Raw genomic sequence first — 24262 nt, forward strand, 5'->3', positions numbered from 1 at the left:
GCCAGCGTCATTCTCGCACCTGCGTAGCTTCTGAAACTTCTTTTCCGGCCCTTCGAGCATCGCTATTGCTCTGCGCTGGGTCTCTCCCCCACCACCATCTGCTTCTTGACCGCTCCGTTCTCGAAGGTGACGAGCGGGGTATGGGTGCGTTGGGCATCCCGGCGTGCTTGCTGGGCGGCTCGCCGCAAGGCGATTGCGCTTTGGACCAAGTCATGATCGGGTGCTTTGTTGCTTTCGTTCTTCATGGCGCTTCCTCCAAGAGAGTCGCCTCCTCGCCGGAGTTGTCGTAAACCCGCCAGGCATCAAGACGGGGGCGATAGAGATGCTCGAAATGATACCAGCCGGCGACAAATCGACGGCGGATCACGGACTCGGGGAAAATAGGGGACGTACCACGTCTCCGAGTTGGTCTGGCCCAAGGGCCGTTGCGCGGAACTTTTCGGCGTAGAACTCCCGCTTGAGTGGGTCTTTCAGCGGGATGAGGGTTCGAAAATGGGTCCACCCCAATTGTCGCCGCAGTGCGGCGACAATTTCCGTATCCGGAAATGCCTCGGCGAACTGAACCATGCTCATATCCCAATCTTCCGCAGAATCTCCCGCAGCGCAGCATCGGCCTCGCGCGCCTCGGCCTCCGCCGCATCCAGTTCGGCGACGATCTCCGCCAGTGGTCGATAGGTCTCAGCGTCGCTGGTGTGGATGCAGCGGCTGGGGGAGATGTTGTAGTCGTTCTTCGCAAGCTCGGCGTGATCGACGATGCGGCTGAGCTTTTCCTCTTCCTTCCAGCCGATGAGGGTGTCGGCGATGCGCTGGATGCTAGCAATGGGGATAAAGTTCTTGGGTCGCCCTTTTCGAAGATCTGGCTGGCGTTGACAAGGAAGACCTTACCCCGCCGTGCCTCTGGCTTGGCCTTGTTCAGGAACAGGACGATGCCGGGCGCGGTGGTGTTGTAGAAGAGGTTCTCGGGCAGGTAGAGCACGCTTTCGATCAGGTCGTGGTCGACGAACCACTGGCGGACGGTCTTTTCCTTGTTGGTGCCGGCATTGCCCGAGCCGCGAGAGGCTGCGCCGGTGTCGAGGACCACGGCGGCGCGGCCTTTGTCGTTGAGGCTGGCGTGCATGTGCTGCACCCAGCCCCAGTCGGCGGAGGATTTGCCGGGGAAGCCGGCGCCGGCGGGGAAGCGGTCGAGCTCGTCGTTGTCGTAGTCGGCCTCGGTGAACCAGTTCTGGTTCCACATGGGATTGGCGACGACGCGGTCGAAGGTGCGCAGCCGGCCGCGCCAGCGGAATTTGGGGTGCTTGAAGGTGTCGCCGATCTCGATCTCGCCTTCGAAGTCGTGGATGATCAGGTATTCGTAGCTCTTGCCGATGATGTCGGCCTCGACGTCGTCCAGGCCCAGGCGCTTGGTGCTGATCGCTTCAATCAGATTGGACAGGCGGTCGTCGTCGAGGTCGCGCTGGCCGTGGGTGGTGGCGTTGAAGTCGACGCGGTCGATGATGCCCTGCAGCAGCGGGTTATCCCGAGCGATGGCGCGCATCTGGGTGGTGACGCCTTCGCCGATCCGGTCGGAAAGTTTGCGGATGACGGACCAGACGGGTTGCTCGGGGTCAGCCGGAACCAGCGGCAGGTAGAAGCGCACCAGTTTGTGGTCGGCCTTAGCGAGTGCGAAGGCTTTCCTGCGCGAGCCGACCTCGGCGGCGATGCGGTTTAGCTCATCGTCGAAGACGTCGCAGAGGCGCTTGGTGAAGATCAGCGGGAGGATGTAGTCCTTGTATTTCGGCGCGTCCTTGGCGCCACGGATGGAGCATGCGGCGTTCCAGATCCAGGATTCGAGGGATTTGGCGTTGGTCGGCGTCACGGGGGCTTGTTTCCTCATCCTTTTCTTGCGGGTCCTTTTCGTGCGCGCGGGGCGCGTCCGGTGAGCCTGTTCTGGGCCTTCAGTTTCGCCCAGGAGCAGGGGTTAGACAAGCGCGCTCAACCTGTCAGCGCGTCCAATTGCACTTCGACGTGGCGTCCAACTGTATCCCGGTCATGTGACTAATTGTATGCTTGATCCTTGTCCAATGGCGGTGATCGCCAGCGAGGTCAGCCCGCGCGCAGCCTAGCGGTGATGCCGAAGGGGCCGGGAAACAGCCTGTTTCCCATATTCGGATCAGGTCGCGGTGCCTTCCGCTCCCCCTTTGCACGAGGCTCGGCCAAATTGAGAAATCGAAGACTCTAACGCAAGATTGCACGGTAACAGAGCTAGTGTTAGTGTGCGCTACGATGTTACCGATATTGACAGATAGTGAGAAGGCGTTGCTCGCGACCGCAACGAGCCATGTCGAGCATGTACTGCAGGCGCCGCTGATTGTTGATGGACCCGCTGCCAGCGCGAAGCTGCCGGCGTTCTTGACGCAGCGCTATGTCTTGGTCGAGGGCGAAATCCTCGGTCGACCGTGCATCCTGATGCTCGGAACGCGTCTCCATGACGACACGCCGGCCACTATTGCTAAGCATCGTGATGTTATACGCAGGCAATCGCCGGGGCGGGTGGTCATTCTCGTGATCGAACGCCTGAGCAATCACAATCGCCACCGCCTCATTTCGCAGCATGTCCCGTTCATCGTGCCTGGCAATCAGCTCTTCGTGCCCGAACTGGCCGTGGATCTGCGTGAGCATTTTCGCAGCGAACGAGATACGCCCGCTGACGGTCTGACCCCGGCAGCGCAGTTGATCCTGCTGGCAGTGTTGATAGGCCGGATTGGACCAGAGACAACGCCCTCAGAACTCGCATCGCAGTTTCACTATAGCGCGATGAGCATGAGCCGGGCGATCACCGAAATAGAGGCGTTCGAGTTGGCCGATACTGAGGTTGCTGGTCGTTTCCGACATGTACGCTTCAGGCTGCCAGGTGAGGCGCTATGGAGTCGCGCACTTCCGCATTTGCGTTCACCCGTGCGCAAACGCCGACGTGTCAGACGTCCGCCGCAATGTCTCGCCTTGCCCTTGGCGGGAGAGACAGCACTCGCCGAAAAGACTGACTTGTCGCACCCGCGCATAGAAACACGGGCGATGGCAGCGACCAAATGGAAGGCGTTTGCGACACGCTACGAGCTTGATCAGCCGGTGAACTGGGACGAGCCGGTCATCGAACTCGAAACCTGGACCTATGACCCCTTGCTGCTGGGAGAAGATAACCTCGTGGATACCATATCGCTTTATTTAAGCCTACCCGACAGCACCGATGATCGCATCGAGGCCGCCAAGGAAGAGCTGTTGAGGCAGGTGAGTTTGTGAAGGGGCTCGACATCTTCAGGCGGCATTTCGAAGGCCTCTCGCACCACTATTTCCTCCAAAGCGCATCTCGACCTTGCCATGCGGAGCGATAAAGGCGAGAAGATCGATCAGAAGAACGTCCGTAAGCATCGCGCAGACGTTTTCCGTCTGTTGCAGCTGCTGCCCGAGGATGAGCGAGTCGTGTTGCCGGAGGCAATTGCTGCGGACAAGGCGAGCTTTGCCGCAAAAGTCGATGCGGATGGGGATTTCCAGCCGAAAACTATTGGCCTTCCGGGTGACGCGGCCGCACAAACCGCGCGACTGCGCACCATCTATGGAATTGCCGCCGCATGACGGCTGGGGATATGTTCAGACCATACCCGCGGCGCCGCGCGACCGTCGCGCCCACGGCCCTTGGGGCGATCTGGCGCTGCACACCATCGGCTGGCGCGCCTTCCAAGATCTATGTTCCCAGCTGTGCGAGGTCGTGCTCGATCGTCCTGTCGAAATCTTCCGCGAAGCGCAGGATGGTGGCCAGGACGCAGTTTTCCTGATCCCTTCGGGGACTGACATGCCGCCGATTGGCACCGTCCAGTGCAAACATACGTCCGAGGCCGCCAAGGCGTTAAAGGTTAGCGACCTCACGGCAGAACTCGATCATGTTGAGACCTTGGTCAAAGCCCGTCAAGCGGATACCTATGTCTTCATGACCAACATGAGCGTGGACGCCCCTATCGCAGCCGCTATGCGAGCGAAGCTGGGCGCGCTCGGCGTGCGCAAGCCGCACATTCTTGGCCGCCAGTATATTGTTCGGGTCATCAGGAGCAGCGCAAAATTGCGGGCACTGGTCCCCCAAGTCTGATGACCTGCGCATGGAGGCTGCGGACAATCTCGAATCCGCTGCGTGCAGCGATCTCGATGTGTCCTTCTTCGACCAAGAGGACATGCTCGCGCTGATACCGCCGTTACGCCTAGTCGGCCTGGGTCTGGCGCTGCGGACTACCGTTTTGCCATCGCTCGACGACCGCATTGATGAGATCGCCGCAGACGCTGACTTGGACGAAGAGCCCGACAGTCATTTCAAGAAGCTGCTCGGCCTGCTTGATTGCGCAGAAGCAATGGGCGTCGATTCCGCCGCCGCCGACCTGATCAATGAAGTGCGGCATCAAGTGGAGCAGTCGGTCAAGGCGCTTGAGGAGCGCAAGCGAGAGCGCGACGAGGAGTCAGAAGACGATTCGGACTGGACCTCGCCCTCGCGATCCGCCATCAGGGCGAAATCCTCGTCCTTCGTGACGATCACCAATTGCTCGTCCTTCGCCAATTGCCAAATCTCACGATCATCGCTCGCCTCCATGCCGAGGTCCAAGACATGACGACAGGCGAATCCATGGTCTACCAAATACCGCGCCAGCGCTGCCGGCAACTGGTTATCCACCAGCAGGTTCATGCTGCGATCAGAACTGGGTGGCTCAACTGAACGGCAGCGTATTCGAGGGCCGCAAAAATATCCTCTTCTTCCAGAAACGTGTAATCTTCCAGAATCTCGCTGAGGGAGGCGCCGGAACCGAGGAGGCTCAGGATGTCACTGACGCGCAGGCGGTATCCGCGGATACAAGGGCTTCCGCCACACTTGCCGGGTTCAAGCGTAATGCGCGCGAGTCGCTGATCGCTCATGGATTGGGTCTCGCTAAAAGGTGGTTTTTTCGCAAACTTACCACTCATCGACTGCAAGCGGGAAGTTTTGGGGTTCGTTCCTCACCCCAACCTACGCGGGCTCCAAAAAATACGCCGCCACGAGTTGGTCGACGTCGATGAGCAGCGATGTCAGCACCGGTTGGCCGGCGAGTGGACTGATGCGGGTGCTCAAGCGGGCGCCTTCGGGCCATGCCGGGCGAACTGCTGCCAGGCCGTAGCGACCACATGGGCCGCATCGAAGCCGAAGTGCAGGTGATGCAATGCCCGTGTGGTGTTCATGCGTTTTCGCCCCCTGTTGATCGTGATCGCGTGACGCCGGGCGCGCGACGCCCGCCGGGCAACCGCCTGGAAGTCCTGAGCGGCGACCGGGCCGGCTGCTACAGTATCCGGATCAACGCACAATGGCGACTTTGCTTCGCTTGGCACAACGGCGATGCACACGCGGTCGAGATCGTCGATTTCCACTAAGGAGGCTATTCCATGTCAGCAGTGAATGACATGCGTCCGGTCCATCCGGGCGAAATCCTGCGCGAAGATTTCTTGGTACCCTTGAATCTGAGCGTCAACGCGGTGGCGCAGTGCCTGCGCGTACCGGCTACCCGTCTACATGAGATCATCAAGGAGCGGCGGGCCGTGACGCCGGATACGGCATTGCGTCTGTCACACTACTTTGGCGGCGATGCACAATCTTGGCTGAACCTCCAGGCCAGCTATGACCTAAAGGTGGCCGAGCGGGATCGCGGGGCGGTGATCGCCAGCGAGGTCAGTCCGCGCGCAGCCTAGCGGTGATGCCGAAGGGGTCGAAATGTTCGAAATTGCTTCTGTCTTCCTCGTCCTGACCGCCCTGCTGGCGTACCTGAACCAGCGCTTCATCGGTCTGCCGATCACCATCGGGGTCATGGCGGCCGCGCTGCTGTTGTCCCTGGCCCTTATTGGGCTGGACTTGGCCGGTATCGACTTCGGGCTGCGGCAGTATGAGGAGTCGCTGCTGCGCTCGATCGACTTCTCCAATGTCCTGATGCAGGGCATGTTGTCGCTGCTGCTGTTCGCCGGGGCCTTGCACGTCGACTTGAGCGAGCTGCGGGCCTACCGCTGGCAGGTAGGGCTGCTGGCAGTGCTGTCCACCACGCTATCTACGCTGGCAGTGGGCTTCGGGACCTGGTTCGCGCTGTCCTGGGTCGGGCTGGAGCTGCCGTTGGTGTTCTGCCTGTTATTCGGTGCCCTGATCTCGCCAACCGACCCGATCGCGGTGATGGGTATCCTCAAGACCGCGGGCGCGCCGAAAAGGCTGGAGTTGGTGATCGCGGGCGAATCGCTGTTCAACGACGGCGTCGGCGTCGTGATCTTCTCGCTGTTGCTGGGCATGCTGGCGAGCGGCGCCATGCCGTCCGTGGGCGAAGGTCTGCTGATGCTGCTGCATGAAGCAGGCGGCGGTTTGCTGTTCGGGCTGGCGCTCGGCTACATCACCTTTCGGGCGCTCAAGAGCGTGGACAGCTATCAGGTCGAGGTGTTGCTGACCCTGGCCGCAGTCACCGGCGGCTACGCGCTTGCCAGTCGGCTGCATGTGTCGGGGCCGCTGGCGATGGTGGTGGCCGGGCTGATCATCGGCAACGGCGGGCGCCGGCTGGCGATGTCTGACACCACGCGACACTATGTCGATCTGTTCTGGGAGTTGATCGACGAGATTCTGAATGCCGTGCTCTTTGTGCTGATCGGCCTGGAGATTATGCTGGTGACCTTCTCGGCGAGCACCCTGGTCGCCGCAGTCTTGGCCATGAGCGTCACCCTGGCGGCGCGCGCACTTACAGTTGGCCTGCCGGTGGCCATGCTGCCGGGTGTGTTCCGGCTGCCCAAGGGCTCCGGGTGGGTACTGACCTGGGGCGGCCTGCGCGGCGGCATCTCGGTGGCACTGGCCCTATCGCTGCCACTGGGCTCCGAGCGCGACATCGTGCTCACGCTGACCTATTGCATCGTCGTGTTCTCCATCCTCTGCCAGGGGCTGACCATCGGCTGGGTGGTGCGCAAGGCCGTGACTCAACAGCACTGACATACAGGACTCATCTGCTTGAATCTGCTGCGCTTGTCCGCCACCCATGGCTTGCTTCCGTCAAGCGGCAGTGGGGAGCGGGTCGGTGCCCTCGCTGAGGATTGCGAGATACCCCCGGTAACTGAAAACGCGGCCCCGTTTTCGGCCGGTGACCTCCTCGACAATGCCGGAGCGTTCCAGACCGGCGAGCGCCGCATTGACCGTGGGGGCCGAAAGCCCGGTTTGTTGGACGAGTTGGTTGGCCGTCAGATAGGGGTTCTGCTGAAACAAATCGTGAATTCGCAGTGCCGAGCCCGCCCGATCGCTCTCCGCTGTGATGCGTTCGCGGTCTTCCTTAAACAGATCGATGATCCGGGTGGCGGCGTTGAACGCTTGATTGGCGGTATCCGCGACGCCCGTGAGGAAGAAGTTGAGCCAGGCTTCCCACGCGCCATGCTCGCGCACTTCCTGAAGCAGGCGGTAGTAGTCGGCGCGATGGGTCTTGAGGTAAAGGCTTAGATAGAGCAGCGGCTTGCGCAGCACGCCGTTGACGCAGAGATAGAGCGTGACCAGCAAACGACCGATCCTCCCGTTGCCATCCAAAAACGGATGAATGGTCTCGAACTGAACGTGCAGCAGGCCGGCCTTGATCAGGGCGGGCAGGCGCGAGCCATCCTCGTGCATGAAGCGCTCAAGCGCATCAAGACAGGCATCCATCTCGGTCGGCGGTGGTGGCACGAAAAGCGCGTTGCCCGGACGTGTGCCGCCAATCCAGTTCTGCGAACGCCGAAACTCGCCGGGGTTCTTCGTACCGCCACGCCCGCTTTGCAGCAGCCGCGCGTGCATCTCGCGGATAAGACGTAATGACAGGGGCAGATCTTCCAGCCTCTCCAGGCCATAGATCATGGCATCGACGTAGTTCGAGACTTCGCGAATGTCGTCGATAGGCTGCCCGGCTCGCGCCTCGGTCTCGAAGCGGAGCAAGTCCGAAAGGGTCGATTGCGTGCCTTCGATCTGCGACGAGAGGACGGCTTCCTTCCGTACATACATGTAGAGGAATAATTCTTCGCGCGGGAGCAACATGGTGATACCGTCCAGACGCCCCAAGGCACGTTCTGCCAAACTCAGCTGTTCCAGCAGGGCCAGCACGTCGATCGACGGTTCCGGCGGCAAGGGCGGCGGCACAAAGGCGCGCACCATCTCGCCCGCAATGGGCGTTTCGACAAAGCGGCCTAGCCGGGAATTGGGCGGAGGTTCAGCCATGCCCCCAACATAACGCCCCGACCCTATTTAAGCAATGACCACTTGGCTTAAATAGGAGGCAAGCTAAAGTAAGCGCTCTTAAATAGGGAGCGATACGACGGGCGCAACCTGTCGAGCGCGCCTCACGCTTATCGCTGCCACTGGCATCTTGATAGCTATGCGGGCGCGCCCGATGCCGCAGTTCGGCATGCTCGCGTTGCTGATTCTGCTTCCGTTGCTCTCAGGCAACGCGACCGCGCGCGCGAGCATGCCGGAGCAGGTGCAGAACCTGATGCTCGTCGCACCCGCGACTCACTTTTCTTGATCTCGCGACTCCTGCCGGGGTCGGCGATCGATCCGCTGCTAATGAAGCGACGCCGGTCATCGCAATGTTCGCCACCGCACGGACGCGATGCCCTGCGCGCGGTACGCTCGACGGATGACTGACACACCATCCATCGCTTCGCCCAACATCAAAAAGCGGCTGCTCTTAGCGGGCGCCGTGGCCGCTCTCGCGGCGATCACCGTCTTCGCCTGGGTGGCCTTGCAGCCTTCTGGCCCAGGGGTCGGCTTCGTCAAGGGCAACGGTCGCATCGAGGCCACCGAGATCGACGTCGCCACCAAGCTCGCCGGGCGGGTGCAGGAGATCATGGTCAACGAGGGCGATTTCGTGGAGGTGGGCCAGCCGCTGGCGCAGATGCGCATCGCGGTGCTCGACGCGCAACATGACGAGGCCATGGCACTGTCCCGTCAGGCCGTTACCGCCGTCGCCAGCGCCAAGGCGCAGGTTGCCGTGCGCGAGAGCGATACGCTCGCTGCGCAGGCCCTGGTGGGGCAGCGCGAGAGCGAACTGGATGCGGCGCAGCGGCGCTATGCGCGTTCCGAGACGCTGTCCGGGACGGGGATGACGACCCGCCAGGTGCTCGATGATGACCGCGCCAGCGTGCATGGCGCCGAGGCCACGCTGGCCGGTGCGGAGGCCCAGGTGACCGCCACCCAGGCGGCGATCACGGCCGCGCAGGCCGCGGTCGTCGGCGCCAATTCCGGCGTCGAGGCGAGCGAGGCGACGGTTGCCCGCGTCGAGGCCGATATCGAGGACAGTCTGCTCAAGTCCCCGCGCGCCGGGCGCGTGCAGTACCGCATCGCGCAGCCGGGCGAGGTGCTGGCCAGCGGCGGCAAGGTGCTCAACCTGGTCGACTTGAGCGATGTCTATATGACTTTCTTCCTGCCCGAGACGGTGGTCGGTCGGGTAGCGCTGGGCAGCGAGGTGCATATCGTGCTCGATGCCGCGCCGCAGTATCTGATTCCGGCGCGGGTGTCCTATGTCGCCAGCACCGCCCAGTTCACGCCCAAGACGGTGGAGACGGCCAGCGAGCGGCAGAAGCTGATGTTCCGCGTCAAGGCGCAGATCGACCCTGCGCTGCTGCAACGTCATTTGAAGCTGGTCAAGACCGGCCTGCCCGGCATGGCCTGGCTCAAGCTCGACACGCAGGCGGCGTGGCCGGCTGATCTGGCGATCAAGGTTCCGGATTGAGTGCCGGATTGAGCACCAGACTGAGCGCAAGTCCGCCCGTGCTGCCCCTGATCGATCAACCGGGACGGGATGCGCTCGAACCAGTGGCCAGTCTGGTCGACGTCAGTCTGCGTTACGGCAAGGTCGTGGCGCTGGCCGACATCAAGCTCGACATCCCCGCCGGGCGCATAGTCGGACTGCTCGGCCCGGACGGCGTGGGCAAATCGAGCCTCCTGGCGCTGCTCGCCGGGGCGCGTGCCGTTCAGCAGGGTAGGGTGCAGGCCCTGGGCGGTGACATGGGCAGCCGCCGTCATCGCCGCCGCGTCTGTCCGCATATCGCTTACATGCCCCAGGGCCTGGGAAAAAACCTCTATCCGACCCTGTCGGTGGAGGAGAACCTGCAGTTCTTCGGCCGGCTGTTCGGCCACCAGGCCGCCGAGCGCCGTCGCCGCATCGACGAACTCACCCGCGACACCGGCCTGACCCCCTTTCTGGCGCGCCCGGCCGGCAAGCTCTCCGGCGGCATGAAACAGAAGCTCGCCCTCTGTTGCGCGCTGATCCACGACCCGGACCTGTTGATCCTGGATGAGCCGACCACCGGCGTGGACCCGCTCGCCCGCGCCCAGTTCTGGGACCTGATCGCGCGCATCCGCACCGGGCGGCCCGGCATGAGCGTGATCGTTGCCACCGCCTACATGGACGAGGCACAAGGCTTCGACTGGCTGGTGGCGATGAACGCCGGCCGCGTGCTGGCCACTGGCACGCCGGCCGAGCTGCTTGAGCGCACCGGGACCGACTCGCTCGATGCCGCCTTCATCGCACTGCTGCCGGAAGCCCTGCAAAAGGGCCACCAGGCGGTCACCATCCCGCCGCTGGTCGCTTGCGATCAGACCGAGATCGCCATCGCGGCCAAGGATCTGACCAAGCGCTTCGGTGATTTCACCGCGGTCGATCATGTCAATCTTGCCATCCGCCAGGGCGAGATCTTCGGCTTCATCGGCTCCAACGGCTGCGGCAAGTCCACCACCATGAAGATGCTGACCGGCCTGCTGCCGGCCAGCGAGGGCAGTGCGTCCCTGTTCGGCGCCCCGGTCGACCCCAAGGACATCGCCACTCGCCGGCGCGTGGGCTATATGTCGCAGAGCTTCTCGCTCTACTCCGAGCTGACGGTGCGCCAGAATCTGGTGCTGCACGCGCGTCTGTTCCAACTGCCGCCGGGCACTATCCCGGCGCGGGTGGCGGATATGATTCGCCGCTTCGGCCTGGAGGCGTCGGTGGACGCAATGCCCGACCGGCTGCCGCTGGGTATCCGCCAGCGCCTGTCGCTGGCGGTTGCCATGGTGCATCGACCGGAACTGCTGATCCTGGACGAGCCGACCTCGGGCGTGGACCCGATAGCGCGCGATAGCCTGTGGCAATTGATGATCGATCTGGCCCGCAACGATCAGGTCACCATCTTTATCTCCACCCACTTCATGAACGAGGCCGGGCGTTGCGACCGCATCGCGCTGATGCACGCCGGGCGCGTGCTCGTCACCGGTGTCCCCGCTGAACTGGTGGACCAACGCGGCGCTGACACACTCGAACAGGCCTTTATCGGCTATCTGGAAGATGCCGGCGCGTCCGGCGCGGCACCTTCCGAGGACACGGCGCAGGCGCCGCCCCCCGTCGTGCCGAGCGCCCCGCCCAAGCAGGGGTTCCCCTTCAGTCTGGGCCGCGCGTGGAGCTACAGCCTGCGCGAGACCCTCGAACTGCAACGCGACCCAATGCGCGCCACCATGGCGCTGCTGGGCACGGCCATCCTGATGTTTGTCTTCGGCTACGGGATCAGCCTAGATGTGGAGGACCTCAGCTACGCGGTGCTCGACCGGGACCAGACCGGGTTGAGCCGCAACTACGCGCTGAACCTGGCGGCTCGCGCTACTTTATCGAACATGCGCCGATCACAGATGACGCGGACCTGGACCGGCGCATGCGCGCTGGCGAGCTCGCGCTGGCGATCGAGATCCCACAGGGCTTCGCCCGCGACCTGGCGCGCGGGCATCAGGTGCAGATCGGCGCCTGGGTGGACGGCGCCATGCCGGTGCGCGCCGAGACCGTGCGCGGCTATGTGCTGGGCATGCACCAGGGCTGGCTGCAAGACCAGGCGACGCACCGGCTCGGTCAGGACGCAGCAGCCGGCCCGGCAACGATCGCAACGCGCTTTCGCTACAACCCAGACGTTAGGAGCCTGCCGGCGATGGTGCCAGCGGTCATCCCGATGCTCTTGCTGATGATCCCGGCGATGCTGACCGCGCTGTCGGTGGTGCGCGAGAAAGAACTCGGCTCGATCATCAATCTCTACGTCACCCCGGTCACCCGCAGCGAGTTCCTGCTCGGCAAGCAGTTGCCCTATGTGGTGCTGGCGATGCTGAACTTCGCCCTGATGACGCTGTTGGCAGTTACGGTCTTCGGTGTGCCGGTCAAGGGCAGCCTGCTGGCACTGACGGCGGGGGCGCTGCTCTTCGTGATCTTCTCGACCGGCTTCGGCCTGTTCGCATCTACCTTTACCCGCAGCCAGATCGCGGCGATGTTCGTGGCCATGATCGGGACCATCATCCCAGCCGTGCAGTTCGCCGGGATGCTCAACCCGGTGTCCTCGCTCGAAGGGGTGGGCTATCTCATCGGTCAGGTCTACCCGGCCACCTACTTTCTGACCATCAGCCGCGGCGTCTTCAACAAGGGGTTGGATTTCGTCGGCCTCGAACCCGCGTTCTGGCCGCTGGTACTGGCCGTGCCGGTGATCCTGGGGCTGTCGATCCTCCTGTTGAAGAAGCAGGAGACCTGAACATGTCGCATGCCGCGACGATTTACCGCCTGGGGATCAAGGAGCTGTGGAGCCTGGCGCGCGACCCGATGATGCTGGTGCTGATTGCCTACACCTTCACCGTGTCGATCTATGTTGCGGCCACAGCGATGCCGGAGACCCTGCACAAGGCGCCGATTGCGATTGTCGATGAGGATGCCTCGCCGCTCTCGATCCGCATCGCCACCGCCTTCTACCCGCCGCGCTTCAATCCCCCTGCGATGATCCCGCTGAACCGCATCGATGCCGGCATGGATGCCGGGGACTACACCTTTGTGCTGGACATTCCACCCGACTTCCAGCGCGATGTGCTGGCCGGTCGCTCGCCAGCGATCCAGCTCAACGTCGATGCCACGCGCATGAGCCAGGCCTTCACCGGCAGCAGCTATGTTCAGCAGATGGTGTTGGGCGAGGTCAGCGAATTCGTCCAGCGTTACCGCGCCAGCCCCGAATGGCCGGTGGAGCTGGCCCTGCGCGCACGCTTCAATCCCAACCTGGAGCAGTCCTGGTTCGGTGCCCTGATGGAGATCATCAACAACGTCACCATGCTGTCGGTCATCCTGACCGGCGCGGCACTCATCCGCGAGCGCGAGCACGGCACCATCGATCACCTGCTGGCCATGCCGGTGACGCCCGCCGAGATCATGCTGTCGAAGGTTTGGTCGATGGGCCTGGTGGTGCTGCTGGCCGCGACCATTGCGCTGGTGTTCGTCGTGCAGGGCATCCTTCGGGTGCCGATCGCGGGCTCGCTGGCGCTGTTCCTGGTCGCCGCCGGGCTGCATCTCTTCGCCACGACGTCGATGGCCATCTTCATGGCCACGCTGGCGCGCTCGATGCCGCAGTTCGGCATGCTCGCGGTGCTGGTCCTGCTGCCGCTGCAATTGCTCTCGGGTAACTCGACCCCGCGCGAGAGCATGCCGGAGCTGGTGCAAAACCTGATGCTCGCCGCCCCCACTACCCACTTCGTCGCAGCCAGCCAGGCCATCCTGTTCCGCGGCGCCGGCCTTGCCGTCGTCTGGCCGCAGTTCCTCACACTAGGCCTGATCGGCGCGGTGCTCTTCACCATTGCGCTCAATCGCTTTCGCAGGACCATTAGTCAGATGGCATGATGTGGAGGGGCGCGTAAGATCCGCATCACCGGCAACATCATCGACGATGATGCGGCGGAAGAAGACGAACTGGAATCGACGTTAGCGCAGGTGCTTCAACAGCCCTTTGGCATGGTCGCGTGACTACCGCAAGACTCGGCAGCCCCCTGCGCTATGGCCTTGTTTCTTTCGTGTGTTCCTCGAAGGCAGCAGTGGCGGACGCCGCAGGCAAGAGATTCTCGCCTTCCTTCAAGGGTCTTGCCTCCCGTGCCTGCTCCTCGATGACGCTCGACTCGCTGTACAAACCTGCTTCCGCCTTCGTCGACACGACTTCGAGGTCTTGGTGCCTCGATGCGGCGGGGAACGGCTTTGCCGGTACCGCACTTTGCGCGTTCGCTGCTGGTTTCTCGGCGAGCATGCTCACGGGAACGCCTTGAGGGAAGACGACTTCTCGGGCCTCGTCCGGCATCTCGATGCCGTGATTCTGAAAGGCGAGCTTCACCAGTCGGATGACCGAAGAGCGCACCTTCAGCCAGCTGTGCTCGCGCCCGTTGAGCCAAAAGTAGACACGCAGATTCACCGTTGCGCTGCCGAGGCTGTCCGCCAGGACCGAGGGCTCCGGGTCGTTCAGCACGGCTGGGTGGTCGGCCAGCACCTTGCGCGCAATCTCCTGGGCCTCGTTGATCGCATCGTCGTAGCCGATGCCGACGACAAAGTCCTCGCGCCGGTTGGCGTTGGTCGTGAAGTTGCTGAGAATGCTCTTGTAAACGGTCGCATTGGGGATCTGCGCGAGGTTGCCGTCGAGGGTCATCAAGATGGTGGTGCGCATGTTCAACTGCTGCACATAACCGGTCACGCCGGCGATCTCGACCAGGTCGCCGGTCTCGAATGGCCGCTGAATGCTCAGGAAGATGCTGGACAGAAAGTTCTCGGTGATATCGCGGAAGGCGATACCCAGGACCAGGCCGATCAGACCGGTGCCTCCGACCAGCGTCAAGGCCAGTTGCGTCAGGCCTGAGACCCTGAGAATGAGATAGACGCCACAGAGGACAACGAACCCGCCTGCCGCACGCGCAATCACCGTCTGCAGGAGTTTCGTCCGAACCCTTTGGCGGAGTAATGCGCGGACGCCTCGTGTCGCCAACAGCGCGGTCACCACCGACAGTACCAGGATGAGCAGTCCGAAAAGAAAGAACGGCATCGCGCGGATGAAGTCGCGCCAGAGCGCGGAGATACCGCTCGATGTCTGGCGGAAATCCCAAGCCGACGGTTGGGGCACCTCAATCCGGTTGGCGACGGCGACGACGTCCTGCGTATTGCGCGAAAGATCCCCAGCCCAGGTTCTCAGCTCATCGGACTCCACCTGACCGCTGAGAAAGACGACACCTTCCTGGACCCGGACCTGCGGGTCGGTGAACCAGTCGGTAGCATCCAGCACGGTTTGGAGTCGCTTGCGGATCTCTTCATCTTGCGCGACGGGTTTGACATCCACCTTCGCGGGTGCGAGCGAAAGCTCTTCTGTTGCGGAGCTGATGGGTTTGTGCGGCTCGTTTCCCGTGCCGACCGACTCCTGCGCCATGACCGAAGCGATGCCCCAGCAAAACATGGCTCCGAGCAATGCCGCCCGCAGGCATAACCTCATCGCGCAGCAGGGCCATGGCGACGTCATCGCCGCCACATCCAGTTGCGGATCTCCAGCAGATCCCTGCCATGTTTGGCGATGAAGTGCCGCTGCTCGATCAGCTTGTCCTGGACCAACTGCATCAGGTGCGCCCCTTTGATGGTGTTTTTGATCTTGGCTCAGTAGACACCTGACCCGATTGGCGTCCCTGCCTGGTTGTCACTCTCTCCATGTATTTGCAGAGATGGTTGAGAAAATCAGTCGACCGAGGGCCATTCCAAAAGGGCATGACCTGCCCCTGATGGCACGGCCTTAATCGACTTACTTGCCCGCGCCTGATGCAGCCTCTGACCCCATCCCGGTTCCCATTCCCATCCCCGGACGGCTCTGCCTCTGAGCCTGTTGTCCGGCCTCAAACTCCTCGGGGGTCAACTCGCCATCAGCGTTTTGATCGAAGTCCGCAAAGGTCGGCGGATTGGCGGCATTCCGCATAGGCATGCCCTGCGCGGAACGCTCCGCCATGCGCTCCTCATGGGCTGTTGTGAACTCCTGCTCGGTGATGGCCCCGTCGCCGTTCTTGTCACAGCTAGCGAACGTCATGGGGCCGGGCGGGGACTGGGCCAGCAAGGCTCCGGACAGCCCCACGCCAGCAAGGGTCAGGGCAAAGCTCATAGATAAGGTTCGGTTTTGGTGTCTCATCGTTCTATCTCCTAGGGCTGGTCAGGATTGGCGCGGTGCGCTCAATTGTAATGAAGGTCTTTGTGAGTCGTTCGTTGCAACTGTGCCGTCCCAGTCTTTCTGGACACGCCGCCTCACCACAACGACAGTCGTCTTAGCTGCCTTTCTTGATCTTTGCCTTGGCATCACCAATACCTGCCTGGGCTTTGCCTGCCTTCTTTTGGATCTTTCCCTCCACTTCCAGCTTTTCGTTGCCGACGGCATGACCGGCGACATCCTTCGCTTTGCCTTTGGCTTCTTCGTAGCGACCTTTGACCTGTTGCTTGTTCATCTGTCTATCCTGTGAATGAATTGAGTGATCACCCCAGCGCGGAATGGGATTTCCTGCGCTGAAGGAAAAAATACGCGCGCGAGGGCTCGCCGTCGGTTCGGCAGCACACATAGACAAAAGCTTTTTTTGTGCGCTACCGAACTGACATCCCCTGGACACTTCGGTCAAGCTCTCAATGGAGTGATCTTTCAACGACGCCCACCGGAGAATGACATGCTGTTCAAACAATTGTTCGAGCCGATTTCCAGCACCTATACCTATCTGCTCGGCTGCGAGGAGACCGGTCAGGCGATCCTGATCGATCCGGTGCTGCCCACCTGGTCGCGCGATCTCGCGGCCATCGCCGAGCTTGGGCTGAAGCTGGTCTACACGCTCGACACCCACATCCACGCCGATCACATCACGGCGGCAAGCACCCTCAAGCGCGAGTCCGGGAGCCGGATCGCACATCCCGCCATCGACGCGCTGCCCTGTACCGACGAGCCGGTGCAGGAAGGCACACCGCTGGCGGTTGGCAGCCTCCGGATCGACCCGCTCTTCACCCCCGGACACACCGACGGCCATCACGCCTATCGCGTCGGCGACCGCGTCTTGACCGGCGATGCGCTCCTGATCGACGGCTGTGGTCGCACCGACTTCCAGAATGGCGACGCGCCCGCGCTGTATCGAAGCGTGCGCGAAACACTGTTTTCACAGCCCGATGAAACACTGGTGTATCCGGCCCATGATTACGAGGGGCGGCGGGTGTCGAGCATCGCACAGGAGAAGGCCCGCAACCCGCGCCTCGGTGGTGAGCGCTCGCTCGCGGACTTCGTCGCGCTCATGGGTGAGCTGGATCTGTCCTATCCGACCTTCATTGACTATGCGGTGCCAGGAAACCGGGAATGCGGCGTCTGTCCCGCCGACGTACCGGAGGATCTCCAGCGGTATTGCAAGCAGATGAGTGACAGTCGACAGGGTTGAGGCACGCCTTGAGGAAGCGCGCGGATCCTCGTCGATCACGCGATCTCTGGGTCATCATCCTAAATTCGGCACTTAAAACCGCAAAGGCGAAAAGGCCCCGACGAGTGTAATCGAGTACTCTCATCCGCATCGTTTAGCCCGCAAATCGGTGTTTTGACTATGCGGATGCCTTGGCAATACGGATGATTTCCCGCGCGATGTCTTCAGGCGACAGGATTAAATCGATACACCCACTCGCGATAGCGCTCTCCGGCATCGCTGACTCCCCAGCGGTGTCGGGCGCTTGCGCGATGGTGATCCCCCCGACCGCTTTGATCTCGCACAGCGCCTCAGCGCCATCGCCATCCAAGCCGGAGACGATGACCGCGATGAGTTGGCCATTCCAGTGCTCGGTGAGGGAACGCAGAAAGACCGTGATCACATCGGGCCATCCGCGCGGTTTCGAGATCGGCTGGAGACGGAAAACCCCGTCGAGCACATGCAAATCCCGTTGCGCCGGGATGATAAACACCTGGTTAGGCCGGATAAGCAAGCGTTCCGTGATCAGTTCCACCGGCATCTTGGTGTAGGCGGGAAGAATCTCGTGGAGATGAGTCGCGACGGTTCGCAGGTGATTCACGATCACAATCGCCACCCCCATGTGAGGTGGTAAATGCTCGAGTAACCGGAGATAGGCATCGAGGCCACCGGCCGAGCCGCCCACACAAACGATCGGGAAATCGGTCGCAGTCGGCTTGGCGTTCATCGGCAGCCCTCTGTTTCGCGTCATACTTGTTCTTGCGTTTCGGTCGGTGCCTGAGCCTGAGGGCGTCCCTGCCCAGTTTCGATATCCCCCGCTGGCACCCTTGAGTGCCGTCCGGAGAAGTCCAACCCCTTGGCAACCAGCATTCCTCGATGGGTTCGCCAGGAGCTGTTGCGATGCAAGGCAATGCGTCGTCGTTCCTAGATATCTTTCTTGATCTCCTCCGCGACATCCTCGATCTCCTCCTTGGCATCACCAATGCCAGCCTGGACCTTGCCGGCGTTTTTTTGGAGCCTTCCCTCGAGTTCCAGATCTTCGTTGCCTGTGACATGACCGGCGACTTCCTTCACTTTGCCTTTGGCTTCTTCGTAGCGGCCCTTGACCTGTTGTTTGTTCATCTGTCTGTCCTGTCAATGAATTGAGCCATCACTGGAGCGCGGAATGGGATTCCCAGCGCTGAGAAGAACAATACGCTTGCGATGGATGGCTGTCGGTTCGGTAACGCACATAAGAACTTCCAGCACAATAAAATCCGCGCCAGTTTTTCGTGCCGCTCTGTACGCCACGGAACGGAACCCGCAAAAAATTCCGACACGGCGACACCGTCCTGATCGAGCACCAGCCGGTGATCCAGAATGGCCGCGTCTTGGAGAAAGGCCGTGTCCGAAAACAGCATTCTTAGCACTACCCGGCCATCGGCAGAGGCCCAGCCAGTCCTGGCCATCGATTTCGGCACCTCAAACACCTACGTCACCAAGTGTCCAGGCGATAAAGAAGATCCGGTGGGCGTGGATTTCGGCAACGGCCGCGACGGCATCGCCACCGCGATCCTCTACCGCGATGGCAAGGAGGCGCTGATCGGCCATGTGGCGCTGGAGGAGTTTGGCGAGGCGGGTGCCGAGCACGACGACTACCGCATCCGCGCCCAGTTCAAACCGGAACTGGTCAGCCTGCCCGGACCGAATGGCCCGACTCATGGCCAAGGCTGTCGAGAGCCGCAACCGATCACGCAGGACGAGGCAAGGAGCCGCCAGATTCCGGCTCGAGATGTCGGCTCGAGATCCCGGCTCGCGCTGCGGTGGCTTAGGGTCTACTCTATTAAGAGTATTATCCGGCCGGCGCAATACGATACCCTACCCGGAAACCCTGAAGGAATCCCTGGCAAGCTCATTGAGCGTGAATCAGAATGACACCAACTCTCGGTCAAAAAAAATTTCTGGTCGTCGACGATTTCGCTGACATGCGCTCGGTGCTGCGCGGCATTCTGCGTTCTCTGGCGGTGACTGACTTCGACCTAGCCGCCACGGGCAACGAGGCGCTGGCGCTGATGCGCAAGCGCCGCCCCGACATCATTCTGTGCGATTACAACCTCGGCGAAGGCAAGGACGGGCAGCAGGTTCTTGAAGAAGCTCGCGAGCAGGGACTCATCGGCGTCGATACCATTTATTTAATGCTGACCGCAGAAAACACCCGCGAGATGGTCCTGGCCGCAGTGGAGTATGTGCCAGACAGCTATCTAACCAAGCCATTTACCTCCGAACTGCTGAAAACCCGGCTCGAAAAGCTGATCCAACAAAAGGCGCAGCTATCAGGTGTGAATGAGGCGCTAGTCGCCAAGGATTACGCGAAAGCCCTGCGCGAAATCAATACCTTGCTGGTCAATGAGCCCAGGAACCGCCTGGAATTGCTCAAGGTCAAGGCCCAGGCCCTGATTAGCAGTAATCAGCTTGACCAGGCACAGAAGGTCTATCAAGAAATTCTCAACGACCGGGATATCCGCTGGGCGCGACTCGGCGCTGGCAAGGTGCAGTTCTTAAAGAAAGACTACACCCAGGCCGAATCCACCCTGCGCGCCATCATTAGCGATGATCGCTTCATGATGCAGGCCTACGACCTTCTTGTGCAGACCCTGATGGCACAGGGCCGCGTCGAGGAGGCCGAAAAGCTGCTGGAACAGGCCGTGCAGATCTCGCCGCGCGGGCTGAAACGCCAGATTCAACTCGGCAACGTCGCTTTAAATAGCGGTAACACCCAGACGGCGGAAAAGGCCTTCAGCCGCGCCGTGAACCTGGCCAAGTACTCAAGGTACAATCACCCGTTAATCCACAGCGGATTGGCCAAATCGCTCACGGCCAATGGCCGGCATACCGAGGCCACCAAGGTGGTCAACGAGATCGAACGCAATTTCTCCGGTCACGAGGATGCCGAGTTCTATCAAGCTACGGCGGACGCCATGATCAAGGCCAACCAGGGCAACCTCAAGGAGGCCGCAGCCGCCCTAGCCATCGCCGAAAAGGCCATGGGAGATGCCAGCGGCGCCGAGGCATCAGAGCTCGGGCTGGAAATGGTGAAAGCCTATGCGAAAATCGGTCAGAAGGACAAAGCAGAAGCCATGCTGCAAAGCTCTATCGCCAATAATCACGATGACGACGCCTTCATTGCTCAGGTCAAGCAGGTGTGCAAGAGCGCCGGCATGGGCGATGAGGGCGACAAGAAAATTCACAAAGTCCAACAGGATATCATCAAGGTCAACAACGCTGGTGTGCGCCTGATCAAACAGGGCGAGTATGACGCCGCGATCAAACTGCTGCGCAGGGCCGCCGATGAAATGCCTGGCAATAAAACTGTGAACCTCAATGTCGCCAAAGCGATTATCATGAAAATGGAACAACAGGGCGCGCAGGCCGAGGATATTCGCTTGGTGCGAAGCTACGTCGAGCATGTGCGCGCCGCGGCCCCCGATGACTGGCGACTGGCCGACATCTCTGCGCACCTGCAACGGCTGATGTCAAAGTAAGAGAGACCTGATCATGGCGATGGATTTTTCCGACATGCTGGCGTCGTCGATTCACGACATCAAGAATTCCTTGAGTCTAATATCGACCACCCTGGCCGAGATGATTGGCAACGACGAAAACAGCTTTGCCGATTCGCGTCAGCCCAGTCTGCTTCAACATGAAGTCCAGCGTGTCAATCATAATCTGGTGCAATTGCTGTCTCTGTATAAACTTGGCGATGGTGCCTTGACGGTCGATATCGACGAACACAACATCGAAGAGATGTTCATCGAGTGCATGGCGAACAATCGCACTGTTTGCCTTGCGCTTGGCGTCGAACTCAGCTATGACTGCGACCCAATGCTCAACGGTTTCTTTGACCTCGAGATGGTTCGCAGCGTCATCGACAGCACCATTGGCAATGCGCGGCGTTATGCCAAGGAGCGCATTCAAGTCTCCGCGCGTGAAGACTCCGGGTTTCTGGTCATCCGCATCGAGGACGACGGCCGGGGCTTCCCGCCTGAACTGCTCCACCGTAGCGATACCAACGACCAGCTCCACGCGGTCAACCCGCGCGCGTCGGGTCGCACCAGACTCGGCCTGCTGTTTGCTGAAAAAATCAGCGCCCTGCATCGCTCTGGCGAACGCAAAGGCCATATCGAAGTCAAAAATGGCTGTAGCCTGCCTGGCGGTTGTTTTGAGCTCTGGTTACCATAAAGCAGGTCAAACACCGCGCACAGATCCCGCCATGCCTCGACAGTTTCGCTCCAGAGGTCTTGCCTCTGCTCTGCTCACCGCTGCTCAAGTTGTTGCCAGCCTCGCGCTGCTGGCAAGCCCTCTACTGACTCAAGCCAGCAGCGATTTGCGGATGCTGATTGATGTCTCTGGCAGCATGCGCGAAAACGACCCGCAAAATCTGCGCGTGCCCGCGCTGCGACTGGTGAGCGAGCTGCTGCCGAGTGGCAACCAGTCCGGCGTGTGGTTGTTCGCTGATCGCCCCGAGCCCTTGGTTGCCCCTGGCGCGGTTGATGATGCCTGGAGGGCGCAAACCCGCGAGCGCCTGCGTCGCATTCACTCCAACGGCAATTTCACCGATATCGAAGCGGCCATTGATGCCGCGCTCGCGGGCTGGTCCGAGCCGCCCGCAGCCGATGAACAGCGCCATCTAATTCTGCTCACCGATGGCCTGGTTGATGTACCCGACGCCGCCCAAGATGCCTCTGGTGAAGACAGCGATGCCGCCTCGCGCCGGCGCATCCTGGAAACCATCATCCCCCGGCTGCAAAGTCTCAAGGTGAAAACCCATGTGGTGGCCCTGTCCGACCAAGTCGACGCGGCATTGGTCGAGGCGCTCACCGTACAAACCGGAGGCTGGCTCGAGGTTGCCAACAATGCGGCAGCCCTGCAGCGCGCCTTCCTGCGCATGCTCGAACAGTCCGCCCCACCCACTACTGTCCCAATCGAAGGCAACCGATTCACCATCGACTCGGCTGTGCGCGAGTTTACTCTGCTGGCCTTTCATGCCCCAGACTCACCGGTCTCCTTGATCACCCCTGCTGGCAAGACCATCACCGCCGGGCGTATTCCACTGGACGGCAAGACCCAGGTCACCTGGAACAACGCGCGGGATTACGATCTGGTCACTATCACCAGTCCGTCAACGGGCGACTGGGAGTTGCAGGGCAGCCTGGACCCGGACAACCGGGTCGCGGTATTGACCGACCTCAACCTGGCCATGGAGCCACTACCAAACGCCATCCCCAACCAGGCGAGCTTTCTCCTCGACGTCTGGCCAACGGAAAAAGGCGCCCCGATTAAAATCCAGGACTTTCTTGAGCTTGCCACCGCCAAAGCAGTCTTTGATCTCAGCCCCGAGGATGGCGAACCGCCGGTCGAGTCCGCGCCCATGAGCACGACCGATCTGACCGCGCCCGCCCCCGAATCCGCCGCAGCCATCCCTGCGCTATCGCTGATTCTGCCGCTTGATCCAGCATCCCTGACCTACCGGATGGAAGTCGAGGCCGGCACCCTCGAGCCCGGCACCTACGAACTGCGAGTCCTGCTGGAAAGCGCAACCTTTCAGCGACAACTCACCCGCGGCCTGCGCGTTACAGGCACACCGCTGACACTCGAATACGAACCCCAAATGCCTGCGGAGGGCCAAACTGGCGAGGCGCGCCTTGATATCCGCCTGAAGTTCGAGTCCAACCTCATTCGTCCCGGCAGCCTGTTTGGCTATCTGCGTCTCAAAGGTCCCGAAGGCTCGGAGGCGGTGCTGGAGTTCAACGCCCTGACCAACGGCTCCGCAACCTACGACATCCCAATCACCCGGGCTGGCACTTACCGCGCCAGCGCGCGCCTGAAGGCTGAAACCGTCGCTGGCGAGCCCCTTCTGCTCGAGCCGCCGGAAGAAACTTTCGTTTTCGATTTCGACGACGGACAAGAACAGGAGCCACCGGCCGCGACAGGCGAAGCAAGCATTTCCTGGACCCTGCTCGCGGCCGTGGTCGGCGGCGGAACGGCAGCCTTCGCGCTACTCATGACCTTGGTGCTGTTCATCACGCGCACACCTTCCGATAAGCCCGCCACCAAAAAGACCAAGGAAGCCAAGGCATCCAAAAAGGCCGCCAAGAATAAAAAGGGCACGGAACTAGCCGACTGAGCCGGCACACACCCACCCGCCAACAAAAACGAGGATGCCAAGGAATGACGACGCTCGAGCTTGCCAGCTTGATCATGTCCGCCGAGTTTGCTCTGGCCTCGGCGGTCATTCTGTTTATTGTGCGCCGGCGCCAGCGCAGTGCCGCCAGAACCCAGGAGACTCAGACCGCCGAGTTGCACCAGTCGGTAGAGAGCGAAATACCGTCACGCCGGGAAAGTCTGACCAAGCTGTTTCAGGCCAATGCGCAGCTCAAGGGCCGCCAACTCACCACCACGGTGAATCAGTTTCTCTCGCGGGAGCAGGCCTTTTATGACGCCATGCTCAACATCTACCTCAACAAAGACGGCAAATCCCTTGCTGACATCCCCGATGAATTGCGCAAGGTGCTCACCCCCTGGGCGGAGCTGCAAGAGAGCGCCAACGAGGACAGCGCCGTTGCGGGCGATTTGCAGGCCGAGAACACTGAACTCAGCCAGCAACTCGAGCACAACAAGGAAATTATCGAGCGCCTGCTCGAGGAGTACGACGCCACCTTCAACAAGTTCCAGCACGCCGAGGAGCCACCCCCTGAAGACACTGGAGAGCGCCCGACCGAGGAGCCCGAAGAAGAGGAAAGCCTCGAAGACCAGATCAACGATATTCTGTCCTCTGAGCCACCGGAGGCAGAACAGAATTTTGACGACATCGACGCAGCGCGGGACGAGACCGAGGGCGACGAAGAGGAGCCTCTGATTTTCTCCAACAACGACGAGGACGAAACCGAGGAACTCGCCGACCTGTTTGACTCCGTGCAGAGTGATGACGACAAACCCAAGGACAGCTGA

At 61.4% G+C, this 24262-nt stretch carries 28 protein-coding genes and 1 pseudogene; 18 read left to right on the forward strand and 11 right to left on the reverse strand.

The window, feature by feature from the left end:
- Positions 1-62: 62 nt before the first annotated feature.
- The gene (locus tag Thiofri_RS24090; protein ID WP_009149256.1) at positions 63-245 is read right to left on the reverse strand and encodes a hypothetical protein; all 183 of its coding nucleotides are present in this window, start codon (positions 243-245) and stop codon (positions 63-65) included.
- Positions 242-1855: an N-6 DNA methylase gene (locus Thiofri_RS24100; protein ID WP_453888768.1), complete on the reverse strand. Its 1614-nt coding sequence runs from the start codon at positions 1853-1855 to the stop codon at positions 242-244. The genes Thiofri_RS24090 and Thiofri_RS24100 overlap by 4 nt, the downstream gene beginning before the upstream one ends.
- 440 nt (positions 1856-2295) lie before the next feature.
- Here Thiofri_RS24100 and Thiofri_RS24105 point away from each other — a divergent pair, with 440 nt between their 5' ends.
- The 3 genes from Thiofri_RS24105 (at position 2296) to Thiofri_RS24115 (ending at position 4117) form a co-directional block, all read left to right on the forward strand.
- A complete protein-coding gene (locus tag Thiofri_RS24105) occupies positions 2296-3276 on the forward strand; it encodes a MarR family transcriptional regulator (protein ID WP_040855933.1) in 981 nt (326 codons plus the stop codon).
- Positions 3277-3354: 78 nt separating this feature from the next.
- Positions 3355-3609 carry a hypothetical protein gene (locus Thiofri_RS24110; protein WP_051023872.1) on the forward strand — a complete coding sequence of 85 codons (255 nt, stop codon included), beginning with the start codon at positions 3355-3357 and terminating at the stop codon, positions 3607-3609.
- A complete protein-coding gene (locus Thiofri_RS24115; RefSeq protein ID WP_009149259.1) occupies positions 3590-4117 on the forward strand; it encodes a restriction endonuclease in 528 nt (175 codons plus the stop codon). Before Thiofri_RS24110 ends, Thiofri_RS24115 begins: the two co-directional genes overlap by 20 nt.
- Positions 4118-4226: 109 nt before the next feature.
- Here the strand turns inward: Thiofri_RS24115 and Thiofri_RS24915 are convergent, their stop codons facing one another.
- The 3 genes from Thiofri_RS24915 to Thiofri_RS24125 are packed head-to-tail and all read right to left on the reverse strand — an operon-like array spanning position 4227 to position 4929.
- The gene (locus Thiofri_RS24915) at positions 4227-4421 is read right to left on the reverse strand and encodes a hypothetical protein (RefSeq protein WP_223296740.1); all 195 of its coding nucleotides are present in this window, start codon (positions 4419-4421) and stop codon (positions 4227-4229) included.
- Entirely contained in the window at positions 4421-4702 is a 282-nt protein-coding gene (locus Thiofri_RS24920; RefSeq protein ID WP_223296741.1) for a DUF5615 family PIN-like protein, read from the reverse strand. Before Thiofri_RS24920 ends, Thiofri_RS24915 begins: the two co-directional genes overlap by 1 nt.
- Positions 4699-4929, reverse strand: a complete 231-nt coding sequence (locus tag Thiofri_RS24125; protein ID WP_009149262.1) for a DUF433 domain-containing protein — start codon at positions 4927-4929, stop codon at positions 4699-4701. The genes Thiofri_RS24920 and Thiofri_RS24125 overlap by 4 nt, the downstream gene beginning before the upstream one ends.
- Positions 4930-5139: 210 nt before the next feature.
- Here Thiofri_RS24125 and Thiofri_RS24130 point away from each other — a divergent pair, with 210 nt between their 5' ends.
- Genes Thiofri_RS24130 through Thiofri_RS24140 form a run of 3 tightly spaced genes read left to right on the forward strand, consistent with a single transcriptional unit; the run spans position 5140 to position 6997 of the window.
- Positions 5140-5418 carry a type II toxin-antitoxin system RelE/ParE family toxin gene (locus tag Thiofri_RS24130; RefSeq protein WP_009149263.1) on the forward strand — a complete coding sequence of 93 codons (279 nt, stop codon included), beginning with the start codon at positions 5140-5142 and terminating at the stop codon, positions 5416-5418.
- Positions 5419-5430: 12 nt separating this feature from the next.
- Positions 5431-5733, forward strand: a complete 303-nt coding sequence (locus tag Thiofri_RS24135; protein ID WP_009149264.1) for a HigA family addiction module antitoxin — start codon at positions 5431-5433, stop codon at positions 5731-5733.
- Positions 5734-5755: 22 nt separating this feature from the next.
- On the forward strand, positions 5756-6997 hold the full coding sequence (locus tag Thiofri_RS24140) for a cation:proton antiporter (RefSeq protein WP_009149266.1): 1242 nt from the start codon (positions 5756-5758) through the stop codon (positions 6995-6997).
- A 60-nt stretch (positions 6998-7057) separates the two neighbouring features.
- On the opposite strand, the gene Thiofri_RS24145 is transcribed toward Thiofri_RS24140, so the two are convergent.
- Entirely contained in the window at positions 7058-8239 is a 1182-nt protein-coding gene (locus Thiofri_RS24145; protein ID WP_009149267.1) for a Fic family protein, read from the reverse strand.
- 172 nt (positions 8240-8411) lie between these two features.
- On the opposite strand from Thiofri_RS24145, the gene Thiofri_RS24150 reads away from it, so the two are divergent.
- From Thiofri_RS24150 to Thiofri_RS24165, 5 genes and pseudogenes are all read left to right on the forward strand, one after another.
- Complete coding sequence (locus Thiofri_RS24150) at positions 8412-8543, forward strand: hypothetical protein (RefSeq protein ID WP_390166150.1); 132 nt, start codon at positions 8412-8414, stop codon at positions 8541-8543.
- Between the two features lie 114 nt (positions 8544-8657).
- Positions 8658-9752 carry an HlyD family secretion protein gene (locus Thiofri_RS24155; protein ID WP_009149269.1) on the forward strand — a complete coding sequence of 365 codons (1095 nt, stop codon included), beginning with the start codon at positions 8658-8660 and terminating at the stop codon, positions 9750-9752.
- Between the two features lie 125 nt (positions 9753-9877).
- Positions 9878-11596: pseudogene (locus Thiofri_RS24975) on the forward strand (ATP-binding cassette domain-containing protein); the annotation flags it as partial.
- Between the two features lie 107 nt (positions 11597-11703).
- The gene (locus Thiofri_RS24980; RefSeq protein ID WP_453888770.1) at positions 11704-12558 is read left to right on the forward strand and encodes an ABC transporter permease; all 855 of its coding nucleotides are present in this window, start codon (positions 11704-11706) and stop codon (positions 12556-12558) included.
- A gap of 2 nt (positions 12559-12560) precedes the next feature.
- On the forward strand, positions 12561-13685 hold the full coding sequence (locus Thiofri_RS24165) for an ABC transporter permease (RefSeq protein WP_009149270.1): 1125 nt from the start codon (positions 12561-12563) through the stop codon (positions 13683-13685).
- Positions 13686-13836: 151 nt separating this feature from the next.
- On the opposite strand, the gene Thiofri_RS24170 is transcribed toward Thiofri_RS24165, so the two are convergent.
- Positions 13837-15282 (reverse strand): mechanosensitive ion channel family protein, encoded by a 1446-nt coding sequence (locus Thiofri_RS24170; protein WP_323705754.1) that lies wholly within the window; start codon positions 15280-15282, stop codon positions 13837-13839.
- A gap of 38 nt (positions 15283-15320) precedes the next feature.
- Here Thiofri_RS24170 and Thiofri_RS24175 point away from each other — a divergent pair, with 38 nt between their 5' ends.
- Positions 15321-15479 (forward strand): hypothetical protein, encoded by a 159-nt coding sequence (locus tag Thiofri_RS24175; protein ID WP_323705755.1) that lies wholly within the window; start codon positions 15321-15323, stop codon positions 15477-15479.
- A 127-nt stretch (positions 15480-15606) separates the two neighbouring features.
- On the opposite strand, the gene Thiofri_RS24180 is transcribed toward Thiofri_RS24175, so the two are convergent.
- Both Thiofri_RS24180 and Thiofri_RS24925 read right to left on the reverse strand, forming a co-directional pair.
- Positions 15607-15984, reverse strand: a complete 378-nt coding sequence (locus tag Thiofri_RS24180) for an EF-hand domain-containing protein (RefSeq protein ID WP_009149274.1) — start codon at positions 15982-15984, stop codon at positions 15607-15609.
- 133 nt (positions 15985-16117) lie between these two features.
- The gene (locus tag Thiofri_RS24925; RefSeq protein WP_390166155.1) at positions 16118-16486 is read right to left on the reverse strand and encodes a CsbD family protein; all 369 of its coding nucleotides are present in this window, start codon (positions 16484-16486) and stop codon (positions 16118-16120) included.
- A gap of 21 nt (positions 16487-16507) precedes the next feature.
- Between Thiofri_RS24925 and Thiofri_RS24190 the strand changes: the two genes are divergently transcribed.
- Positions 16508-17257, forward strand: a complete 750-nt coding sequence (locus Thiofri_RS24190) for an MBL fold metallo-hydrolase (RefSeq protein ID WP_009149278.1) — start codon at positions 16508-16510, stop codon at positions 17255-17257.
- Positions 17258-17414: 157 nt separating this feature from the next.
- On the opposite strand, the gene Thiofri_RS24195 is transcribed toward Thiofri_RS24190, so the two are convergent.
- Both Thiofri_RS24195 and Thiofri_RS24200 read right to left on the reverse strand, forming a co-directional pair.
- The gene (locus Thiofri_RS24195; protein WP_009149279.1) at positions 17415-18002 is read right to left on the reverse strand and encodes a chemotaxis protein CheB; all 588 of its coding nucleotides are present in this window, start codon (positions 18000-18002) and stop codon (positions 17415-17417) included.
- 197 nt (positions 18003-18199) lie between these two features.
- Positions 18200-18397, reverse strand: coding sequence for a CsbD family protein (locus Thiofri_RS24200; RefSeq protein ID WP_009149281.1), 198 nt, complete (start codon positions 18395-18397; stop codon positions 18200-18202).
- A gap of 261 nt (positions 18398-18658) precedes the next feature.
- On the opposite strand from Thiofri_RS24200, the gene Thiofri_RS24205 reads away from it, so the two are divergent.
- From Thiofri_RS24205 to Thiofri_RS24225, 5 genes are read left to right on the forward strand one after another with little or no spacing between them, the layout of a single operon-like run.
- The gene (locus tag Thiofri_RS24205; protein ID WP_009149284.1) at positions 18659-19189 is read left to right on the forward strand and encodes an acetate and sugar kinases/Hsc70/actin family protein; all 531 of its coding nucleotides are present in this window, start codon (positions 18659-18661) and stop codon (positions 19187-19189) included.
- Positions 19186-20796, forward strand: a complete 1611-nt coding sequence (locus Thiofri_RS24210) for a tetratricopeptide repeat protein (RefSeq protein ID WP_009149286.1) — start codon at positions 19186-19188, stop codon at positions 20794-20796. The genes Thiofri_RS24205 and Thiofri_RS24210 overlap by 4 nt, the downstream gene beginning before the upstream one ends.
- 13 nt (positions 20797-20809) lie before the next feature.
- Positions 20810-21493, forward strand: a complete 684-nt coding sequence (locus Thiofri_RS24215) for a sensor histidine kinase (RefSeq protein ID WP_009149288.1) — start codon at positions 20810-20812, stop codon at positions 21491-21493.
- Between the two features lie 31 nt (positions 21494-21524).
- Positions 21525-23438, forward strand: coding sequence for a VWA domain-containing protein (locus Thiofri_RS24220; protein WP_009149290.1), 1914 nt, complete (start codon positions 21525-21527; stop codon positions 23436-23438).
- A gap of 44 nt (positions 23439-23482) precedes the next feature.
- The gene (locus Thiofri_RS24225) at positions 23483-24262 is read left to right on the forward strand and encodes a hypothetical protein (protein WP_009149292.1); all 780 of its coding nucleotides are present in this window, start codon (positions 23483-23485) and stop codon (positions 24260-24262) included.

The sequence above is a fragment of the Thiorhodovibrio frisius genome (assembly GCF_033954835.1).
Classification (GTDB): Bacteria; Pseudomonadota; Gammaproteobacteria; order Chromatiales; family Chromatiaceae; genus Thiorhodovibrio; species Thiorhodovibrio frisius.